The sequence below is a fragment of the Streptomyces sp. NPDC044003 genome (assembly GCF_056435185.1).
Genome location: NZ_JBWKFA010000004.1, coordinates 593,329 through 609,404, shown reverse-complemented (window position 1 = coordinate 609,404; position 16,076 = coordinate 593,329). Strand labels below are relative to the sequence as shown.

The window sequence follows — 16,076 nt, the reverse complement described above, 5'->3', positions numbered from 1 at the left end:
TGCGGAAGAATGGGCGCGCGGCGGAATGCATCCGCTCAAGTGGCGCGTCGTGTCCGTGGGTGCAGGTCGCTGAGCAGCAGGACCTCACGACTCAGTGTGGAAATTTGACAGATGCATGTCAATGGTTTCGAAGGTGTTTCGATAATCCGTCCCTCGAAAGCATTTCGAGGGACGGGTGAAATCGGACCGCTTTCATGCAGACGGAGAAGAAATCGAGCGGCAGGAATTCAGCGCCGCACGGGATCGCCGAGCACCGTGCTCAGGGAACCGGGACGATCTCGACCGGCACGGACAGCACTCGGTCGGCTCCCGGGTGACGTACAGGGCCGTGCAGGGTGAAGGAGCCCCGGAGCGGAAGATCGCCGCTGGACCGGCCGACGGCCACGCCGATCTCCCCGGGCTCCACTCTCCTCCGCAGGTCGATCCCGGTGAACGAGGTCCGGTCGGCATGGACGGAGAAGGTGATCCGGGCGGCCTCGCCCGGTTGCAGCTCGACCCTTCCGAATCCGGCGAGCCACCGCTGTGGCCGGACGACGGACGCCTCGGGGTCGGAGAGGTACAGCTGGACCACCTCGGTCCCGGCCACGTCGCCGACGTTGCGCACGGTGGCCGCGACGGAGACGGCTCCGTCCGTCGCCGCGACGGGATCCACCGAGAGTTCGGAGTAGTCGAAGCTGGTCCAGCTCAGCCCGTGTCCGAACGGGAAGAGCGGGGTCGGGTCCACCGAGCTCCAGTCGGTGTGCCCGCCGAGCCTGGAGCGCAGGTAGGTGCCGGGCTGACCGCCGACCTGGCGGGGGATGGAGACGGGCAACCGCCCGGACGGTTCCGCGGCCCCGCTGATGATCCTGGCGAGCGCCGTCCCGCCCTCCTCGCCGGGGAAGAAGGCCTGCACCACGGCCGACGCGCGTTCGGCCGCGGTACCGAGCGCGTACGGCCGTCCGGAGACGAGGACCAGGACGGTCGGGACCCCGGACTCCAGGACGGCGGACGCGACCGCGGCCTGATCGCCGGGCAGGTCGAGGGTCTCGGCATCACAGCCCTCCCCGGAGGTGCCCCGGCCGAACATGCCGGCCCGGTCTCCGAGTACCACCACGTGCACGTCCGGATCGTCCGCGGTGACCGTGAACCCGGCGGCGGTGAGCGCCTCGCCGAGTGTCGGGATCTCTAGGCCGAGGTCGCCGGGCAGCGCGACGTGGTTGGGGAAGGAGTAGCAGCCGAGGAAGGCTTGCGGGTCGTCGGCGTACGGCCCGCTGATGGCGACCCGGCACGGCCGCAGCGGCAGGATTCCGTCGTTGGCGAGCAGCACGGTGGACCGTTCGGCCAGGAGCCTGGCCAGTGCCCGGTTCTCCGGCGGGTCGAGGTCGACCGGCTCGGGCTCGACGGGTTCCCAGTAGGGGTCGAGCAGGCCGAGTTCGGTCTTCTGCAGCAGGACCCGCTCCGCGGCCCGGTCGATGAGCTCCTCGGGTACGGCTCCTGCCCGTACGAGTGCGGTCAGCGGCTCGCCGTAGCAGCGGGCCGTGGGCAGCTCGACGTCGATCCCGGCGGTCAGCGCCAGCGCGCCGGCCGCGCCGCGCGATCCGGTGACGCCGTGCCGGGTCTCCAGGAAGGAGACGGCGTAGTAGTCGGCGACGACCACACCGCCGAAACCGAGCTCACCTCTGAGCAGTTCGGTCAGCAGCCGCTCGTCGGCGGCCACCGGGACACCGTCCACGTCGGTGTAGCTGTTCATCACCGACCGGGCGCCCCCCTCGCGCAGTGCCCGTACGAAAGGCTCGACCAGCACGTCGGCGAACTCGCGCGGCCCGGAGGAGACGGGGGCCATGTTCCGGCCGCCGCGCGAGGCCGAGTACCCGGCGAAGTGCTTGAGCGTCGCCACGACCCCGGCGCCTTCCAGACCCTGCACATAGGCGGTGCCGATCGCTCCGACGAGATAGGGATCCTCGCCGATGCACTCCTCGGTCCTGCCCCACCGGTAGTCGCGGACCACGTCGAGCACCGGAGCCAGCCCCTGGTGGACGCCGACCCGCCGCATCCCCGCGCCGATGGCGGCGGCCATCCGGCGCACGAGCCCGGGATCGAAGGACGCACCCCAGGCGAGCGGCCCGGGGAAGACCGTCGCCCCGAACGTCATGAAGCCGGTCAGGCACTCCTCGTGAGCGACCGCCGGGATCCCGAACCGGCCGGATCCCGTCACCTGCCGCTGGAGCGAGGCGAGCCGTTCCATCCCGGCCTCGGCAGTGATCGGCGCGGTGCCGTACACCCGGGTGAGCTGGCCGAGCCCGTGGGCGGTGATCTCGTCGAAGCCGGGCGCGGACTCTCCGGAATCGTCCTCCATCGGCGCGACCGGCGCTCCGGGATCCGAGGGCAACGCCCAGAAGCCGGTGAGTTGCCCCGCCTTCTCCTCCAGCGTCATCCGTTTCAGCAGATCGGCGACTCGCACGGACGCGGGCAGGAGGGGGTCGCGCCAGGGCTCGGTCAAGGGGTTCTCCTAGTGACGGCGGGGCGGGGCGGCGGAGTGCCGGACCTTGAGCTCGGTCGAGAGCTCCATCCGGGGGCTGACCAGGGGCTCGTCCTCCATGAGCTGGAACAGAGTGCGGGCGGCGAGCCGGCCCATCTCCTCCAGTGGCTGGCGGACCGTCGTGAGGGGAGGAGACAGCCATTCGCACATCGGCAGGTCGTCGAAGCCGACCACGCTGAGGTCCTCCGGGATGCTCAACCCGCCCTGCCGGGCGGCTTCGTAGACGCCCATCGCCTGCTGGTCGCTGCCGGCGAAGATGGCCGTCGGCGGATCGGGGAGGGCGAGCAGTTCCTGGGCCTGCCGGAACCCGCCCTCGTGCTGGAAGTCGCCGAACCGGATCAGGTCGCGGTCGACCTCGACCCCGGCCCGCTCCAGCGCCGCCCGGTACCCGTCGATGCGGGCCTGGCTGCAGAGCATCTCCCTGCGCCCGCCGATCGCGGCGATCCGGCGGTGCCCCATCTCCAGCAGGTGCTCGGTGGCGGCGAGGCCGCCGGCCCAGTTGGTCGCGCCGATGCTCGGCACACCGTTGTCCGGCAGGTCGATCGGGTCGATGACGACCAGCGCCACCCCGGCCCGTTCGACCTGGGCGCGCTGGGCCTGGGTGACCGAGGCGGTGACGAGGATGACGCCGTCGCTGTGGTGCAGGACCGGCAGTGCGGCCCAGCTCGACGGTGTGGCCTCGCCCGGCGGGACGAGCGACACGACGGTGCCGACGCTCCGTTGGGCGCACTCGGCCTCGACCCCGCGCAGTATCTCGACCGCCCACGCGCTGTCCAGACCACCGATGATCAGGTCGACCAGGCCCGACCTGCGGGCCCGGCTCTGCCGGCCGGGCTGGAGGTAGTTGTGGGATCGCAGCAGGGTCTCGACCCGCTCGCGCGTCGAGGGTGCGACATCGGAGCGGCCGTTGATCACCTTGGACACCGTGGCCTGGGAGACCCCGGCCGCCGCGGCGATGACGGCCAGGGTCGGACGCTGTTCGCTCAACTTCTCTCCTCTGCGCGGACGCCTTCGGCCGGCGACAAGTACCGCAAACTTTTCGAAGAGTTTCCGGTCGGCATGACCTGCTTGTCAACCCCGAAATGAGCTGCTGCTACAGGAAGTTCGGTGACAAGCCTTGACCGAGAGGCCGCGCGTTCCTAGTTTGTGGCAGCACCGAATTCGAGAATATTACGAAAAGTTTTCGAGCTCGCATCGGCATCCCTCACCCCGGAGGTCCCATGGCCAGCATCCCCCCGAGCCGCCGAAGCTTCCTGGCCTTCTCGGCCCTGACCGCACTGTCCGTCCCCCTGGCCGCGGCCTGCGGCGGTGGCGACTCGGACGGCGGACCGGCGGCCGACGGCAAGGTGACCTTCGCGTGGTGGAACATCGCCACGACGGAGCCGGGAAAGTCCCTCTTCCCGCAGATAGCCTCGGCGTTCACGGCCGCTCACCCGAACATACGGATCGACACGACCTCGTTGGAGAACGAGGCGTTCAAGTCCAAGCTGACCGCCACCATCTCCTCCGGAAAGCTCCCCGACGTCTTCCAGACCTGGGGCGGTGGTGTGCTGCGGCAGCAGGTCGACGCGGGCCTTGTCGAGGACCTCACCGACGCGTTCGGCTGGTCGTCCGACCTCACCCCGGTGTCGCTGCAGGCCTATCAGATCGACGGCCGGACCTACGGCGTTCCCTACGACATCGGCATGGTCGGCTTCTGGTACAACAAGAAACTCTTCGCCAAGGCCGGGATCACCGCGCCGCCGGCCACCTGGGCCGAGTTCCTCGACGTCGTCAGGAAGCTCAAGGCGGCGGGCGTCACTCCGATCGCCCTCGCGGGCAAGGAGAAATGGCCGGGTCACTACTACTGGGCCTACCTCGCGATGCGCGTCGCGGGCCTCCCCGCACTGCAGAAGGCCGCGACCACCAAGGACTTCACCGGCGCAGGCTTCGTCCAGGCCGGTGCTCACCTCAAGGAACTGGTCGACCTCCAGCCGTTCCAGGAGGCCTTCCTCGGCGCCGGATACGCCACCCCGGGCGGCCAGGCGGCGACCATGGGCAACGGCAAGGCAGCCATGGAGCTGATGGGGCAGTGGGGACCGTCGGTGCAGAAGGACGCGGGCGGCGACCTCGGGGCGGACCTGGGCTTCTTCCCGTTCCCGACGGTCGACGGCGGTGCCGGCCAGGCCACCGAGGTGTTCGGGGGCGGCGGCGGCTTCGCGCTGCGCAAGGGCGCCCCGAAGGAGGCGCTGGACTTCCTGAAGTTCCTCGTGCTGGAGAACGAGTCCAAGCTCCTGGCCTCCAACGGCTACCTGCCGGTGGTCAAGGGCGCGGAGAGCCAACTCACCGACGCCAACAAGAAAGTGGTGGCCGACAGCCTGGTCAAGGCGACCGGCTTCCAGCTCTTCCTCGACCAGGCCTACCCGCCGGCGGTCGGCCAGGAGGTCAACGACAGCGTCGCCGACCTCATCGCGGGCAAGAAGACGCCCGAGCAGGTCACCCAGTCGATCACCGAGGCTGCGAAGGGTGCCTAGCTCCGTGGCCACCCCGACCAAGGGCCCGACCGTGGACCCGGCCGAGGAGCGGACGGAGGACGCCGTACCGGTGCGCCCGCCCGCCCCGGCCCGGTCGCTCGCGCGCGAGCTGGGCAGCTGGGCGTCGATCGCCTGGTTCCTCGTCCCGGCTCTGGTCCTCTTCCTCGTCTTCGTCCTCGCCCCGATCGCCGTCGCCGTCCGCACCAGCTTCTTCAAGTGGGGCGGGATCGGCCCCATGGACGACTTCGTCGGCTTCGAGAACTACACCAGGCTGTTCGCCGATCAGGTCTTCCTCGGGGACATGGGGCGCGGTCTTTACCTGATCGTCCTGTCGATCACGGTGCAGTTGCCCTTCGCGCTGTTCACCGCGGTCCTGCTCAACCAGAAGCTGCGCGGCCGGGCCGTCTACCGGATGCTGTTCTTCGCGCCGTACATCCTGTCCGAGGTGGTCACGGCGGTCCTCTTCACCATGATCTTCCTTCCCGGTGACGGCATGGCCGACCATCTCGCCGGCGCCCTGGGCCTGGAGGGGCTGCAGGGCAAGTGGCTCGCCGACCCCTCGACGGTGATGCCGACCCTGTTCGTGGTGATGACCTGGAAGTACTTCGGATTCCACATGATGCTCTTCCTCGCCGGGCTGCAGGGCATCCCGCGCGAGATCCTCGATGCCGCCGCCATCGACGGCGCCGGTGTCTGGCAGCGCTTCCGGTACGTGACGCTGCCGCTGCTCGGCCCGACGATCCGGATCAGCGTCTTCCTGTCGGTCATCGGGGCCATCCAGCTCTTCGACCTCGTCTGGGTCATGACCGCGGGCGGTCCCAACCACTCCTCCGAGACGATGGCGATCTCGATGTTCCAGTTCGGGTTCAAGCGCTACCAGGTCGGCTACGCCAGTGCGATCAGCGTCGTGCTGTTCATGATCAGCCTGGTCTTCTCCCTCTTCTACCAGCGTTATGTGCTCCGCCGTGACCTGAGCGGGGCCGTCACCACGGGAGGTGGCCGATGAACGCCCGCAGGGCGGCACGCGGCCTGTCGATGCACGCCGTGGTCTGGCTGATCGCCGCGTTCGTCGTCGTGCCGCTGATCTACGCGGTGATCTCCGGGTTCAAGAGCACCGGCGAGCTGACGACCAATCCGTTCGGGCTGCCGGAGCACTGGAAGACCGGCAACTACACCGGCATCCTCGGCGACGGAATGTTCTGGCGGCAGATCGCCAACAGTGCCGGCATCGCGATCGGCACGACGGTCTGCACGGTGGCGGCCTCCGCCATGGCGGCGTTCGCGCTGGCCCGCTACGCCTTCCGGGGCCGCGAGCTGTTCTACATGCTCTTCACGATCGGGCTGATGTTCCCGTTCGCGGTGGCCGTCCTGCCGCTCTTCCTGCTGCTGCGCACCTTCGACCTGCTCGACAACCCGCTCGGAGTGATCCTCCCGCAGGCCGCCTTCGGGCTCCCCATGACGATCATCATTCTGCGCGGCTTCTTCCGGACCATCCCGGCGGAGGTCGAGGAGGCCGCCATCATGGACGGCTGCGGCAAGTTCCGCTTCTTCTGGAAGATCCTGCTGCCGATGGCCCGGCCGGCGCTCGGCACGGTCTCGGTACTGGCGATCGTCGCGAGCTGGAACAACTTCTTCCTGCCGCTGCTGGTGTTCAACGATCCGCAATGGCAGACGATCCCCGTCGGAGTCCAGCAGTTCCAGGGCCAGTACTCGACCGACTACGCGCGCGTCCTCGCCTACATCGTGCTCGCCATGGTCCCCGCCCTCGCCTTCTACGCCGTCGCCGAGCGACAGCTGATCGGCGGCCTCACCGCGGGAGCCACCAAGGGCTGACCCGCCCCGCGCGACCTCCACCCCCCGAGGAGACCCCGTGAAACGCCTGACCGCACTGGCAGCCGTCCTGTTGTTCGCGTCGACGTCGCAGGCCGCCTCCGACCCCGTACGACCCGCCTCCGACCCCGTACGACCCGCCGCCGACGTCGCGCGACCCACCATCGACTTCCGTGCCGAACTCCAGACCGTCGACGGATTCGGCTTCTCGATGGCCTTCCAGCGGGCCGACCTGCTGCACGGCGCGCGAGGCCTCAGCCCGGCCAAGCAGCGCGAGGTGCTCGACCTGCTGCTCAGCAAGGAGAAGGGCGCGGGCCTCTCGATCCTGCGCCTGGGCATCGGGTCGTCGACCGACAGGGTCTACGACCACATGCCGACGATCCAGCCGGCCGATCCCGGCGGTCCGGACGCCGTCCCGACGTACGTCTGGGACGGCTGGGACGGCGGCCAGGTCTGGCTCGCCAAGGAGGCCAAGGCGTACGGCGTCCGACGGTTCGTCGCCGACGCCTGGAGCGCCCCGGCCTTCATGAAGACCAACGGAAGCGAGAACGACGGCGGTGAGCTCCGGCCCGAATGGCGTCAGGCCTACGCGAACTACCTCGTCCAGTACGTGAAGTTCTACCGGCAGGAAGGCATCGGGATCACCGACCTGGGGTTCACCAACGAACCCGACTGGACGGCGACCTACGCCTCGATGCGGTTCACCCCGCAGCAGGCCGTCGACTTCCTCAAGGTGCTCGGGCCGACCGTTCGCGCATCCGGACTGAAGACCGAGCTGGTCTGCTGCGACGCCGCCGGCTGGGACCGCCAGGTCGCCTACACCCGGGCCATCGAGGCGGACCCCGCGGCCGACAAGGCCGTGCGGACCGTCACCGGTCACCGCTACAGCGGTCCGACGGACGTCCCGCAGCCCACCGACAAGCGCGTGTGGATGTCGGAATGGTCGCCGGACGGCTCCACCTGGAACGAGAACTGGGACGACGGCAGCGGCTACGACGGTCTCACCGTCGCGGCCGACATCCAGCACACCCTGACCGTCGGCAACGCCAACGCCTACGTCTACTGGACCGGCGCGTCCCTCGGCGCGACCCGGGGTCTCATCCAACTCGCCAACCCCGGTGACGGCTACCGGGTGTCCAAGCGGTACTGGGCGCTGGCCGCCTTCAGCCGGTTCATCCGCCCCGACGCCGTCCGCGTGCCCGTCACCAACGCAGACCCGGCACTTCAGGTCACCGCCTTCCGCAACACCGACGGCAGCCGCGTGATCGAGATCCTCAACACCGCGACCACCGAGCGCTCCGCCGCCTTCTCCCTTCGCGGCGGGCACGACCGGCACCCCGACGGCTACGTCACCGACGAGACCCGCTCGATCACCCCGGCCGACATCGTCTCCACGCACGGCACGACCCTCACGGCGACGCTCGCCCCACGCGCGCTGACCACGATCGTCCTCGACTGAACCGTCCAGCACCCGAGGAGTCCGTCATGCCCATGTCCCGGCATCTCATCGCCCTGTCCGCCGCCGTCTGCCTCGCGGCCGGCCTCGCCGCCGCGCCCGCGGCCGCCGAGTCCCGCCCCAGCACGCTCGGCGAACTGGCCAAGAAGCACCACAAGTACTTCGGCTCCGCGACCGACAACCCCGAGTTCACCGACGCCGCCTATCTGAAGCTCCTCGGCAGCGAGTTCGGGCAGACCACCCCCGGCAACGCCATGAAGTGGTACGCCACCGAACCCCGGCGCGGCGTCTTCGACTTCACCGCCGCCGACCAGGTCGTCGCCTTCGCCAAGGCCCACCACCAGAAGGTCCGCGGCCACACGCTCCTCTGGCACAACCAGCTCCCCGACTGGCTCACCGAGGGCACGTGGACCGCCGACGAGCTGCGTGCCGTCCTCAAGAACCACATACAGACGGAGGTCCGTCACTTCAAGGGTCGGGTGATCCACTGGGACGTCGTCAACGAGGCCTTCAACGAGGACGGTACCTACCGCGAATCGCTCTTCTACAAGACGCTCGGCCCCGGCTACATCGCCGACGCCCTGCGCTGGGCACACGAGGCCGACCGGCACGCCAAGCTGTACCTCAACGACTACAACATCGACGGCATCGGCCCCAAGAGCGACGCCTACTACACCCTGATCAAGCAGCTGAAGGCCGACGGCGTCCCGGTGGAGGGCCTCGGCATCCAGGGCCATCTGGCGCTCCAGTACGGCTTCCCCTCCGACGTCCGGCAGAACATGCAGCGCTTCGCCGACCTCGGGGTCGAGGTGGCGGTCACCGAGCTCGACATCCGGATGAACCTCCCCGCGACCCCGGAGAAGCTCGCCACCCAGGCCACCTGGTACGCCGACTACGTCAAGGCCTGCCTGGCGGTCGAGAAATGCGTCGGCGTCACCATCTGGGACTACACGGACAAGTACTCGTGGATCCCCTCCGTCTTCCCCGGCGAGGGCGCCGCGCTGCCCTACGACGAGAACCTGCGGCCCAAGCCCGCCTACGACTCGATCAAGGAGGTGCTGGGCGGATGATCAGAACGGCGATCGTCGGAACGGGCGGGATCGCCGGCATCTGCCACGTTCCCGCCCTCCGGGCCCAGGCGCACCGGGCCGCGATCGTGGCGGCCGTGGACGTGGACGCCGCGCGCGCCGAGGCGTTCGCGGCCGAACACGGCATTCCCGCGGTCTACACCGACCTGCACACGATGCTCGAAGAGCAACGGCCGGACCTCGTGCACCTGTGCACGCCCCCGTTCCTCCACGCCGACCAGGCCGTGGCCTGCCTGGACTCGGGGGCGTGGGTGTGGTGCGAGAAGCCGGTGGCGCTGTCGCTGGCCGAGCTCGACCGGATCCATGCCGCCGAAGGGGCCGCCGCCGCGGGCGCGGTGTTCCAGCACAGGTACGGCACGGGGGCCCGGTACCTGCGCGACCTGATCGCGGCCGGGGCGCTGGGCCGTCCGCTGGTCGCGCAGTGCGTCACGGCGTGGTACCGCGACGACGCCTACTACGAGGTGCCCTGGCGCGGCACGTGGGAGAGCGAGGGCGGTGGCCCGACGATGGGCCACGGCATCCACCAGATGGACCTGATGCTCGCGGTGCTCGGGGAATGGGCCGAGGTGCGCGCGATGGCCGGCCGTCTGGAGCGCGACGTCCAGACCGAGGACGTGTCCACGGCCCTGGTCCGGTTCGAGAACGGAGCCGTCGCGACGGTCGTCAACAGCGTCCTCTCCCCCCGCGAGGAGAGCTACCTGCGGTTCGACCTCAGCGAGGCCACGGTCGAGCTGCGTCATCTGTACGGCTACTCCAACGCGGACTGGACGTTCACCCCCAGGTCGCCCGGCGTGAAGTGGGACCCGCCGGACGACCTGCCCAGCTCGCACACCGCCCAGCTCGCGGCCTTCCTGGACGGCTACGAGGCGGGGATCCGGCCCGACCTCGGCAGATCCACCATGGAACTGGTGACCGCCCTGTACAAGGCCGCGATCACCGGACTGCCGGTCCGGCGCGGGGAGATCGACGCGGCCGACCCGTTCTACGCCTCGCTCAACGGAGGACACCCGGAGGTGTTCCGATGACGTTCGAACTCCTCGACGACGAGGACTCGCTGATCGTCCGGACTCGCGGCGTCGACCTCTTCCGGTATGTGCACCGGCCGGTCATGGACCCCTTCGAGGCGCCGAAGCCCTATCTGCATCCGGTGCGCACGCTCGCCGGCGACGTGGTCACCGGGTACCGGCCGCACGACCACCGCTGGCACAAGGGCGTCCAGCTCACGGCGTCGTGGGTGTCGGGGCAGAACTTCTGGGGCGGCGGCACCTATCTGCGCGGCCGGGGCTACGTGGACCTGCCGAACCTGGGCACGATGCGCAGCCTCACGGTGTCCGCCGGGACGGGCCACGGCCGCGCCGTCATCACCGAGGACCTGGCCTGGCACACGATGGCGGGGGAGCACTGGATCGACGAGCGCCGCACGCTCACCGCACGCGACGTCGAGTCCGACTCCTGGACCCTGGAGGTCACCACCGCGCTGACCAACGTCCACGACACCGCCCTGATGTTCGGCAGCCCGGGCACACAGGGCAGAGAGCTCGCCGGATACTCCGGCCTCTTCTGGCGCGGCCCGCGCGACTTCACCGGCGGCGACGTGATCGGGCCCGCGATGGGCGAGCAGGGCGACTGGCTGGCCTTCATCGGCAGGCACGACGAGGTCGACCACTCCTCCACGCTCCTGTTCCTGGACGATCCGGACGTCCCCGGCCACTGGTTCGTGCGCAGTGAGCCCATCCCCGCCGTCAACCCGTCCCTGGCGTTCGACAAGGAACTGACGCTGGCCCCGGGTGACATCCTGTCGCGCCGCTACCGGATCGTCGTGGCCGACGGCGCATGGACCCGCGGGCGTCTGACCCGCCATGTCGCGGAACACCCGTGGTGACCCGGCTCCCCGGCAGCGTGGGGATCTCCGGGCTGACCGTGTACGACTGGGAGGCCGCCGACGGGCTGTGCGGGGGCACCCCCCATATGCACCTCGTCTGCTCCGAGGCCTACGTCGTCATCGACGGCGCGGGCAGCGTCCAGACTCTCGCCGCCTCGGGCTTCGCCGACACCCCGCTGCACCCCGGCGACGTCGTCTGGTTCACCCCCGGCACGATCCACCGCCTCGTCAACGGCGGCGGCCTGCGGCTCGTGGTGCTCATGCAGAACAGCGGACTTCCCGAGGCCGGCGACGCCGTCTTCACCTTCCCCCCTCCTGTGCTGGCCGATCCCCACGCCTACCAGGAGGCGGCCGCCCTGACAGGCGACCCGGAGGCGGCAGCGCGCCGCCGCCGCGACCTGGCACTCGAGGGCTTCCTGGCCCTGCGCGAGGGCGGGCTGCGGCAGTTCCACATCGCGGCCCACCGCCTGAAGAGCGAGCTCCTGGACGACTGGCGGATCCGCTGGCGTGACGGCCCCCTGGCCGCCGCCGAAGAGACCGGCCGTCAGCTGGAAGGGCTCAAGGCCGGAGACCTCTCCCACCTCGACCACGGTGAAGTGTCACGCCTGGAGCGCCCGGAGCACCGGCTCTTCGGCATGTGCGGCCACCTTCACCCCTATCCCGTCCCCGAATCCCAGAAGGAGCTGTACTGATGCGGTTTCGCCATCCGCCCCTGGTCCTGAGTCTCGTCCTCGCGGTCCTGTCGTCCTTACTGCTCGGGGCCACGCTCCTCGGTGCCCCGCCCGCCGCCGCGGCGACCGTCGACCCCAACGCCTCGTACGTGCTGGTCAACCGCACCAGCGGCAAGGCCCTGGACGTCTACAACCTGGCGACCGACGACGGCGCGCGTATCACCCAGTGGACCAGGAACGACCAGAACCAGCAGCTGTGGCAGTTCGTCGACGCCGGAGGCGGCTACTACCGCGTCAAGTCCCGCCACTCCGGCAAGGTGCTGGACGTCCAGGGCGGGTCCACCGCCAACGGCGCCCCGATCGTCCAGTGGACCGATCTGAACGCCGCCAACCAGCAGTGGCGGCTCGCCGACAGTTCGGGTGGCTACGTGCGGCTGATCGCGCGCCACAGCAACAAGGCCCTCGAAGTGCAGGGCGGCTCCACCGCCGACGGCGCGAACGTCGTCCAGTACGACGACTGGGGCGGCAACAACCAGCAGTGGCAGCTGGTCCAGGTCGGTTCCGGCGATCCCGGTGTGTGCGATCTTCCGTCGACCTATCGCTGGAGCTCGACGGGCGCGCTGGCGCAGCCCAGGTCGGGCTGGGTCTCGCTCAAGGACTTCACCGTCGTCCCGTACAACGGCAAGCAGCTCGTCTACGCGACGACGCACGACACCGGGACGAGTTGGGGTTCGATGAACTTCAGCCCGTTCACCGACTGGTCGGAGATGGCCTCGGCCGGCCAGAACACGATGTCGAGCTCCGCCGTCGCGCCGACGCTCTTCTACTTCGCGCCGAAGAACATCTGGGTGCTCACCTACCAGTGGGGTGCGACCGCCTTCTCCTACCGGACATCGAACGACCCCACCAACCCGAACGGCTGGTCATCACCGAAGGAGCTCTTCTCCGGAACCATCGCCGGCTCCGGAACGGGCCCCATCGACCAGACGCTCATCGGTGACGGGACGAACATGTACCTGTTCTTCGCCGGTGACAACGGCAAGATCTACCGGGCCAGTATGCCGATCGGGAACTTCCCGGGCAGTTTCGGCACGAGCTCGACAGTGATCATGAGCGACACGACGAACAACCTGTTCGAAGCCCCGCAGGTCTACAAGCTCAAGGGCCAGAACCGCTACCTCATGATCGTCGAGGCGATCGGCTCGCAGGGCCGGTACTTCCGCTCGTTCACGGCCACCGGCCTGAACGGCTCGTGGACACCCCAGACCGCGACCGAGAACAACCCCTTCGCCGGCAAGGCCAACAGCGGCGCCACGTGGACCAACGACATCAGCCACGGCGAACTGATCCGCACCGGCGCCGATCAGACCATGACCGTCGATCCCTGCCATCTGCGACTGCTCTACCAGGGACGCAGCCCCGGCTCCGACGGCGTCGACTACGGCCTCCTGCCCTACCGGCCGGGTCTGCTGACGCTGCAGCGCTGACGGCCGCGCCCTCGTACCTGCGACGAAGCAACGGACTCTCTGTGTCAAGGAGCCACAACGACATGACCATCAACAGACGTACGGTGATGGCGGCGGGCGCCGCCGGAGTGGCGGCAGCGGTCGTCGGGACGGCCCCGGCGTTCGCGTCGGGAGGCGCGGAACGGCGGGGTGGAAGGCCGGTGAAGGAGCTCTTCGGGACCCTTCCCGACGGCACACGCGTCCACCGTTGGACGGTGGCCGCGGGAGGCACCCGGCTGCGCGTGCTGTCGTACGGCGGCATCGTCCAGGGCCTCGACATACCCGACCGGCGTGGGCGGTACGCGAATGTGTCGCTCGGCTTCGACAACCTCGAGGACTACGTGGCGGGCAGCCCGTACTTCGGCGCGATCATCGGCCGCTACGGCAACCGCATCGCCGGCGGCGCCTTCACACTCGACGACAGAACGTACCGACTCCCGGTCAACGACGACCCGAACAGCCTGCACGGCGGGGACAAGGGCTTCGACAAGCGGGTGTGGGACGTCGAGCCGTACGCGCGAGGGCGGGACACCGGCCTCACCCTGCGCTACGTCAGCGCCGACGGCGAGATGGGGTACCCCGGCACCCTGCGCGTCCGGGTCGACTACGTCCTCACGCCCCGCGGCGACTTCCGCATCGACTACGAGGCCGTCACGGACAGGGCCACCGTCGTGAACCTCACCAACCACACGTACTTCAACCTCGCGGGCGAAGGCAGCGGCAGCATCCTCGACCACACCCTGAGGATCGCCGCGTCCCGCTACACCCCCGTCGACTCCACCCTCATCCCGACCGGCGAACTCGCCGGGGTCGCGCACACCCCCTTCGACTTCCGCGACAGCAAGCCCATCGGCCGGGACATCCGCGACGCGCACCCGCAGGTCGTCTTCGGCCGCGGCTACGACCACAACTTCGTGCTCGACAAGGGACTCACCGACACCCCGCAGCCTGTCGCGACCGTCACGGAGCCCGTCCACGGCCGCGTGATGGAGATCGCGACCACCGAGCCGGGCGTGCAGTTCTACAGCGGGAACTTCCTCGACGCCACGCTGGCGGGATCCTCCGGGAAGGTCTACCGCCAGGGTGACGGCTTCTGCCTGGAGACCCAGCACTTCCCCGACTCGCCCAACCACCCGTCCTTCCCGTCGACGGTGCTCCGCCCGGGACAGACCTACCGCTCGACGACCGTCCACTCCTTCGGCACCCGCTGATCCTGACCGTTCCACGACATGCACGACAACCGTGCGGTGTCGCCGCCGGCGGGCGGCGACACCGCACGGTGTCAGGTCCAGTTCTGCGCCGTGCGCAACAGCTCGCTGTGGATCCGGGAGAGCCGGTAGTCCTGGAGGGCCCCGCTGCGCACCGCCAGGTACAGGGTGCCCCTGCAATGATTTTCGATGACCGGCCGGTAACCCGACCTGACCTGCGTCCGAGGCGCCACGTTAGGAGCCGGCACGGCCCGGAGGCTCCCCTTCGACGGTCCACATGCCGATCGATCCGGCCGGAAACGAGGTCTCGGGCGCCCCGTGGAACGACAGGAGCCCCGCCACAAGGTGGCGGGGCTCACGTCGTTTTCGCCCGAAGTCAGGGCAGGAACTCGTAGAAGGGTCCATCGGGAGCGCGGTGACGCGCGCACAACGTCACGTCCCTCCCCTTGAGATAGGCGAGCAGCCACTCGCCGAACGTCATCTCGTAGAGAGTCCAGGACGGACTGTCCATCTCCTGAACGAGGACGCGCCACGGCGACGAGGGCTCCTCGGGAACACGGAGGAAGATCATCTCCCCCGTCGTGGCCGTCGCCACCGGCAGCAGTTCACCGGGGCTCGTTCCTGCCGGATCCGGCAGGAACTCGGCCATGTCCTCCTCGCGCCAGAACTCGAGGTCCTGCCTGATCATCGTGCCCAGATCGTGCAGAAGATGACGGGCGGGGTGCTTCAGATACAGCTGCCCGTTGACCGAGATCGAGCCGTAGGCATCCACGATCTCGTGGAAGTCCGCGGGGAATTCCACGCCGAGCTCCCGCTCCAGCGCGGTCCACGGTGCCGGGTCCGACGAGTTGAACCGAGGTTCGCCCAACAGGGCCTGAATGTCCGAAAGCGTTGCCACCACTGGGCCCCTTCTCGTATGTCGAGCCGATCCTCGGCCGAGCGTCGCCGGAGACGACTCCGGGCCTGAAGCCGTACGCATCGTGAGTTCGGCGTGATGTTGTGCTCCGCGACGCGCTTCGGCTTCGCCGCAGCCTTGCCCTTCGGTAGCCTCTCCCGGCTCGGGAGGACTGGAGTCCCTCCGGTCGAAGGCTCGTTCGGCCTGTCCGGTTCGGCCCTGTCGTCGCCGTCGCCGGAGAACCAACTCGACAGGGTGTCGGCAATGCCCTTGTCGTCTTCTCTTGAAACCGGTGCGCTATCGCCCGCCCGTATTTCATTGTCAACGAAAATCCCCATCTGAACGTGGAGGGCCTGACCTCGGCACACGCACGCCTCAGGGCATGCCGAAGCAGGCCACCTCCCGCGCGCGGGAAGCGACCTTCCGGTCCGAGATCAGGTCACGGCGGTGGGAATGTTCATCACGAAGATGACGTCTCGTCAAGCGCACTCACAAGAGGGGCATTTACGC

13 protein-coding genes are annotated in these 16,076 nt (G+C 69.1%); 10 read left to right on the top strand and 3 right to left on the bottom strand.

Translation table 11 applies throughout. From position 1 onward, the window contains the following. Positions 1-259: 259 nt before the first annotated feature. Entirely contained in the window at positions 260-2,479 is a 2,220-nt protein-coding gene (locus AC07AW_RS19895) for a glycoside hydrolase family 3 N-terminal domain-containing protein (RefSeq protein WP_478816782.1), read from the bottom strand. Between the two features lie 9 nt (positions 2,480-2,488). Beyond that, a complete protein-coding gene (locus AC07AW_RS19890; RefSeq protein WP_478816781.1) occupies positions 2,489-3,505 on the bottom strand; it encodes a LacI family DNA-binding transcriptional regulator in 1,017 nt (338 codons plus the stop codon). A gap of 233 nt (positions 3,506-3,738) precedes the next feature. Here AC07AW_RS19890 and AC07AW_RS19885 point away from each other — a divergent pair, with 233 nt between their 5' ends. The 10 genes from AC07AW_RS19885 to AC07AW_RS19840 all read left to right on the top strand — a co-directional run bounded on the left by AC07AW_RS19885 (position 3,739) and on the right by AC07AW_RS19840 (position 14,674). Next, positions 3,739-5,031 carry an extracellular solute-binding protein gene (locus AC07AW_RS19885; RefSeq protein ID WP_478816780.1) on the top strand — a complete coding sequence of 431 codons (1,293 nt, stop codon included), beginning with the start codon at positions 3,739-3,741 and terminating at the stop codon, positions 5,029-5,031. A gap of 109 nt (positions 5,032-5,140) precedes the next feature. After that, a complete protein-coding gene (locus AC07AW_RS19880; protein WP_478816907.1) occupies positions 5,141-6,037 on the top strand; it encodes a carbohydrate ABC transporter permease in 897 nt (298 codons plus the stop codon). Beyond that, positions 6,034-6,864: a carbohydrate ABC transporter permease gene (locus AC07AW_RS19875; RefSeq protein WP_478816779.1), complete on the top strand. Its 831-nt coding sequence runs from the start codon at positions 6,034-6,036 to the stop codon at positions 6,862-6,864. The genes AC07AW_RS19880 and AC07AW_RS19875 overlap by 4 nt, the downstream gene beginning before the upstream one ends. A 37-nt stretch (positions 6,865-6,901) precedes the next feature. Further along, the gene (locus tag AC07AW_RS19870) at positions 6,902-8,320 is read left to right on the top strand and encodes a glycoside hydrolase family 30 protein (RefSeq protein ID WP_478816778.1); all 1,419 of its coding nucleotides are present in this window, start codon (positions 6,902-6,904) and stop codon (positions 8,318-8,320) included. Positions 8,321-8,346: 26 nt separating this feature from the next. Then, positions 8,347-9,387 carry an endo-1,4-beta-xylanase gene (locus AC07AW_RS19865; RefSeq protein WP_478816777.1) on the top strand — a complete coding sequence of 347 codons (1,041 nt, stop codon included), beginning with the start codon at positions 8,347-8,349 and terminating at the stop codon, positions 9,385-9,387. Beyond that, the gene (locus tag AC07AW_RS19860; RefSeq protein ID WP_478816776.1) at positions 9,384-10,430 is read left to right on the top strand and encodes a Gfo/Idh/MocA family protein; all 1,047 of its coding nucleotides are present in this window, start codon (positions 9,384-9,386) and stop codon (positions 10,428-10,430) included. Before AC07AW_RS19865 ends, AC07AW_RS19860 begins: the two co-directional genes overlap by 4 nt. Then, the gene (locus AC07AW_RS19855; protein WP_478816775.1) at positions 10,427-11,287 is read left to right on the top strand and encodes a DUF6807 domain-containing protein; all 861 of its coding nucleotides are present in this window, start codon (positions 10,427-10,429) and stop codon (positions 11,285-11,287) included. Before AC07AW_RS19860 ends, AC07AW_RS19855 begins: the two co-directional genes overlap by 4 nt. Continuing rightward, positions 11,239-11,979 carry a cupin domain-containing protein gene (locus tag AC07AW_RS19850; protein WP_478816774.1) on the top strand — a complete coding sequence of 247 codons (741 nt, stop codon included), beginning with the start codon at positions 11,239-11,241 and terminating at the stop codon, positions 11,977-11,979. The genes AC07AW_RS19855 and AC07AW_RS19850 overlap by 49 nt, the downstream gene beginning before the upstream one ends. Further along, positions 11,979-13,445 (top strand): non-reducing end alpha-L-arabinofuranosidase family hydrolase, encoded by a 1,467-nt coding sequence (locus AC07AW_RS19845; RefSeq protein WP_478816773.1) that lies wholly within the window; start codon positions 11,979-11,981, stop codon positions 13,443-13,445. Before AC07AW_RS19850 ends, AC07AW_RS19845 begins: the two co-directional genes overlap by 1 nt. A gap of 62 nt (positions 13,446-13,507) precedes the next feature. Further along, complete coding sequence (locus tag AC07AW_RS19840; RefSeq protein WP_478816772.1) at positions 13,508-14,674, top strand: aldose epimerase family protein; 1,167 nt, start codon at positions 13,508-13,510, stop codon at positions 14,672-14,674. Between the two features lie 373 nt (positions 14,675-15,047). Here AC07AW_RS19840 and AC07AW_RS19835 read toward each other — a convergent pair whose 3' ends face one another. Then, positions 15,048-15,569, bottom strand: coding sequence for an SMI1/KNR4 family protein (locus AC07AW_RS19835; protein WP_478816771.1), 522 nt, complete (start codon positions 15,567-15,569; stop codon positions 15,048-15,050). Between the last annotated feature and the right edge of the window lie 507 nt (positions 15,570-16,076).

Coding starts and splice junctions, on each gene's coding strand:
- AC07AW_RS19855 (WP_478816775.1), top strand. CDS start 10,427: ATGACGTTCGAACTCCTCGACGACGAGGACTCGCTGATCGTCCGGACT.
- AC07AW_RS19865 (WP_478816777.1), top strand. CDS start 8,347: ATGCCCATGTCCCGGCATCTCATCGCCCTGTCCGCCGCCGTCTGCCTC.
- AC07AW_RS19875 (WP_478816779.1), top strand. CDS start 6,034: ATGAACGCCCGCAGGGCGGCACGCGGCCTGTCGATGCACGCCGTGGTC.
- AC07AW_RS19840 (WP_478816772.1), top strand. CDS start 13,508: ATGACCATCAACAGACGTACGGTGATGGCGGCGGGCGCCGCCGGAGTG.
- AC07AW_RS19850 (WP_478816774.1), top strand. CDS start 11,239: ATGGACCCGCGGGCGTCTGACCCGCCATGTCGCGGAACACCCGTGGTG.
- AC07AW_RS19845 (WP_478816773.1), top strand. CDS start 11,979: ATGCGGTTTCGCCATCCGCCCCTGGTCCTGAGTCTCGTCCTCGCGGTC.
- AC07AW_RS19885 (WP_478816780.1), top strand. CDS start 3,739: ATGGCCAGCATCCCCCCGAGCCGCCGAAGCTTCCTGGCCTTCTCGGCC.
- AC07AW_RS19860 (WP_478816776.1), top strand. CDS start 9,384: ATGATCAGAACGGCGATCGTCGGAACGGGCGGGATCGCCGGCATCTGC.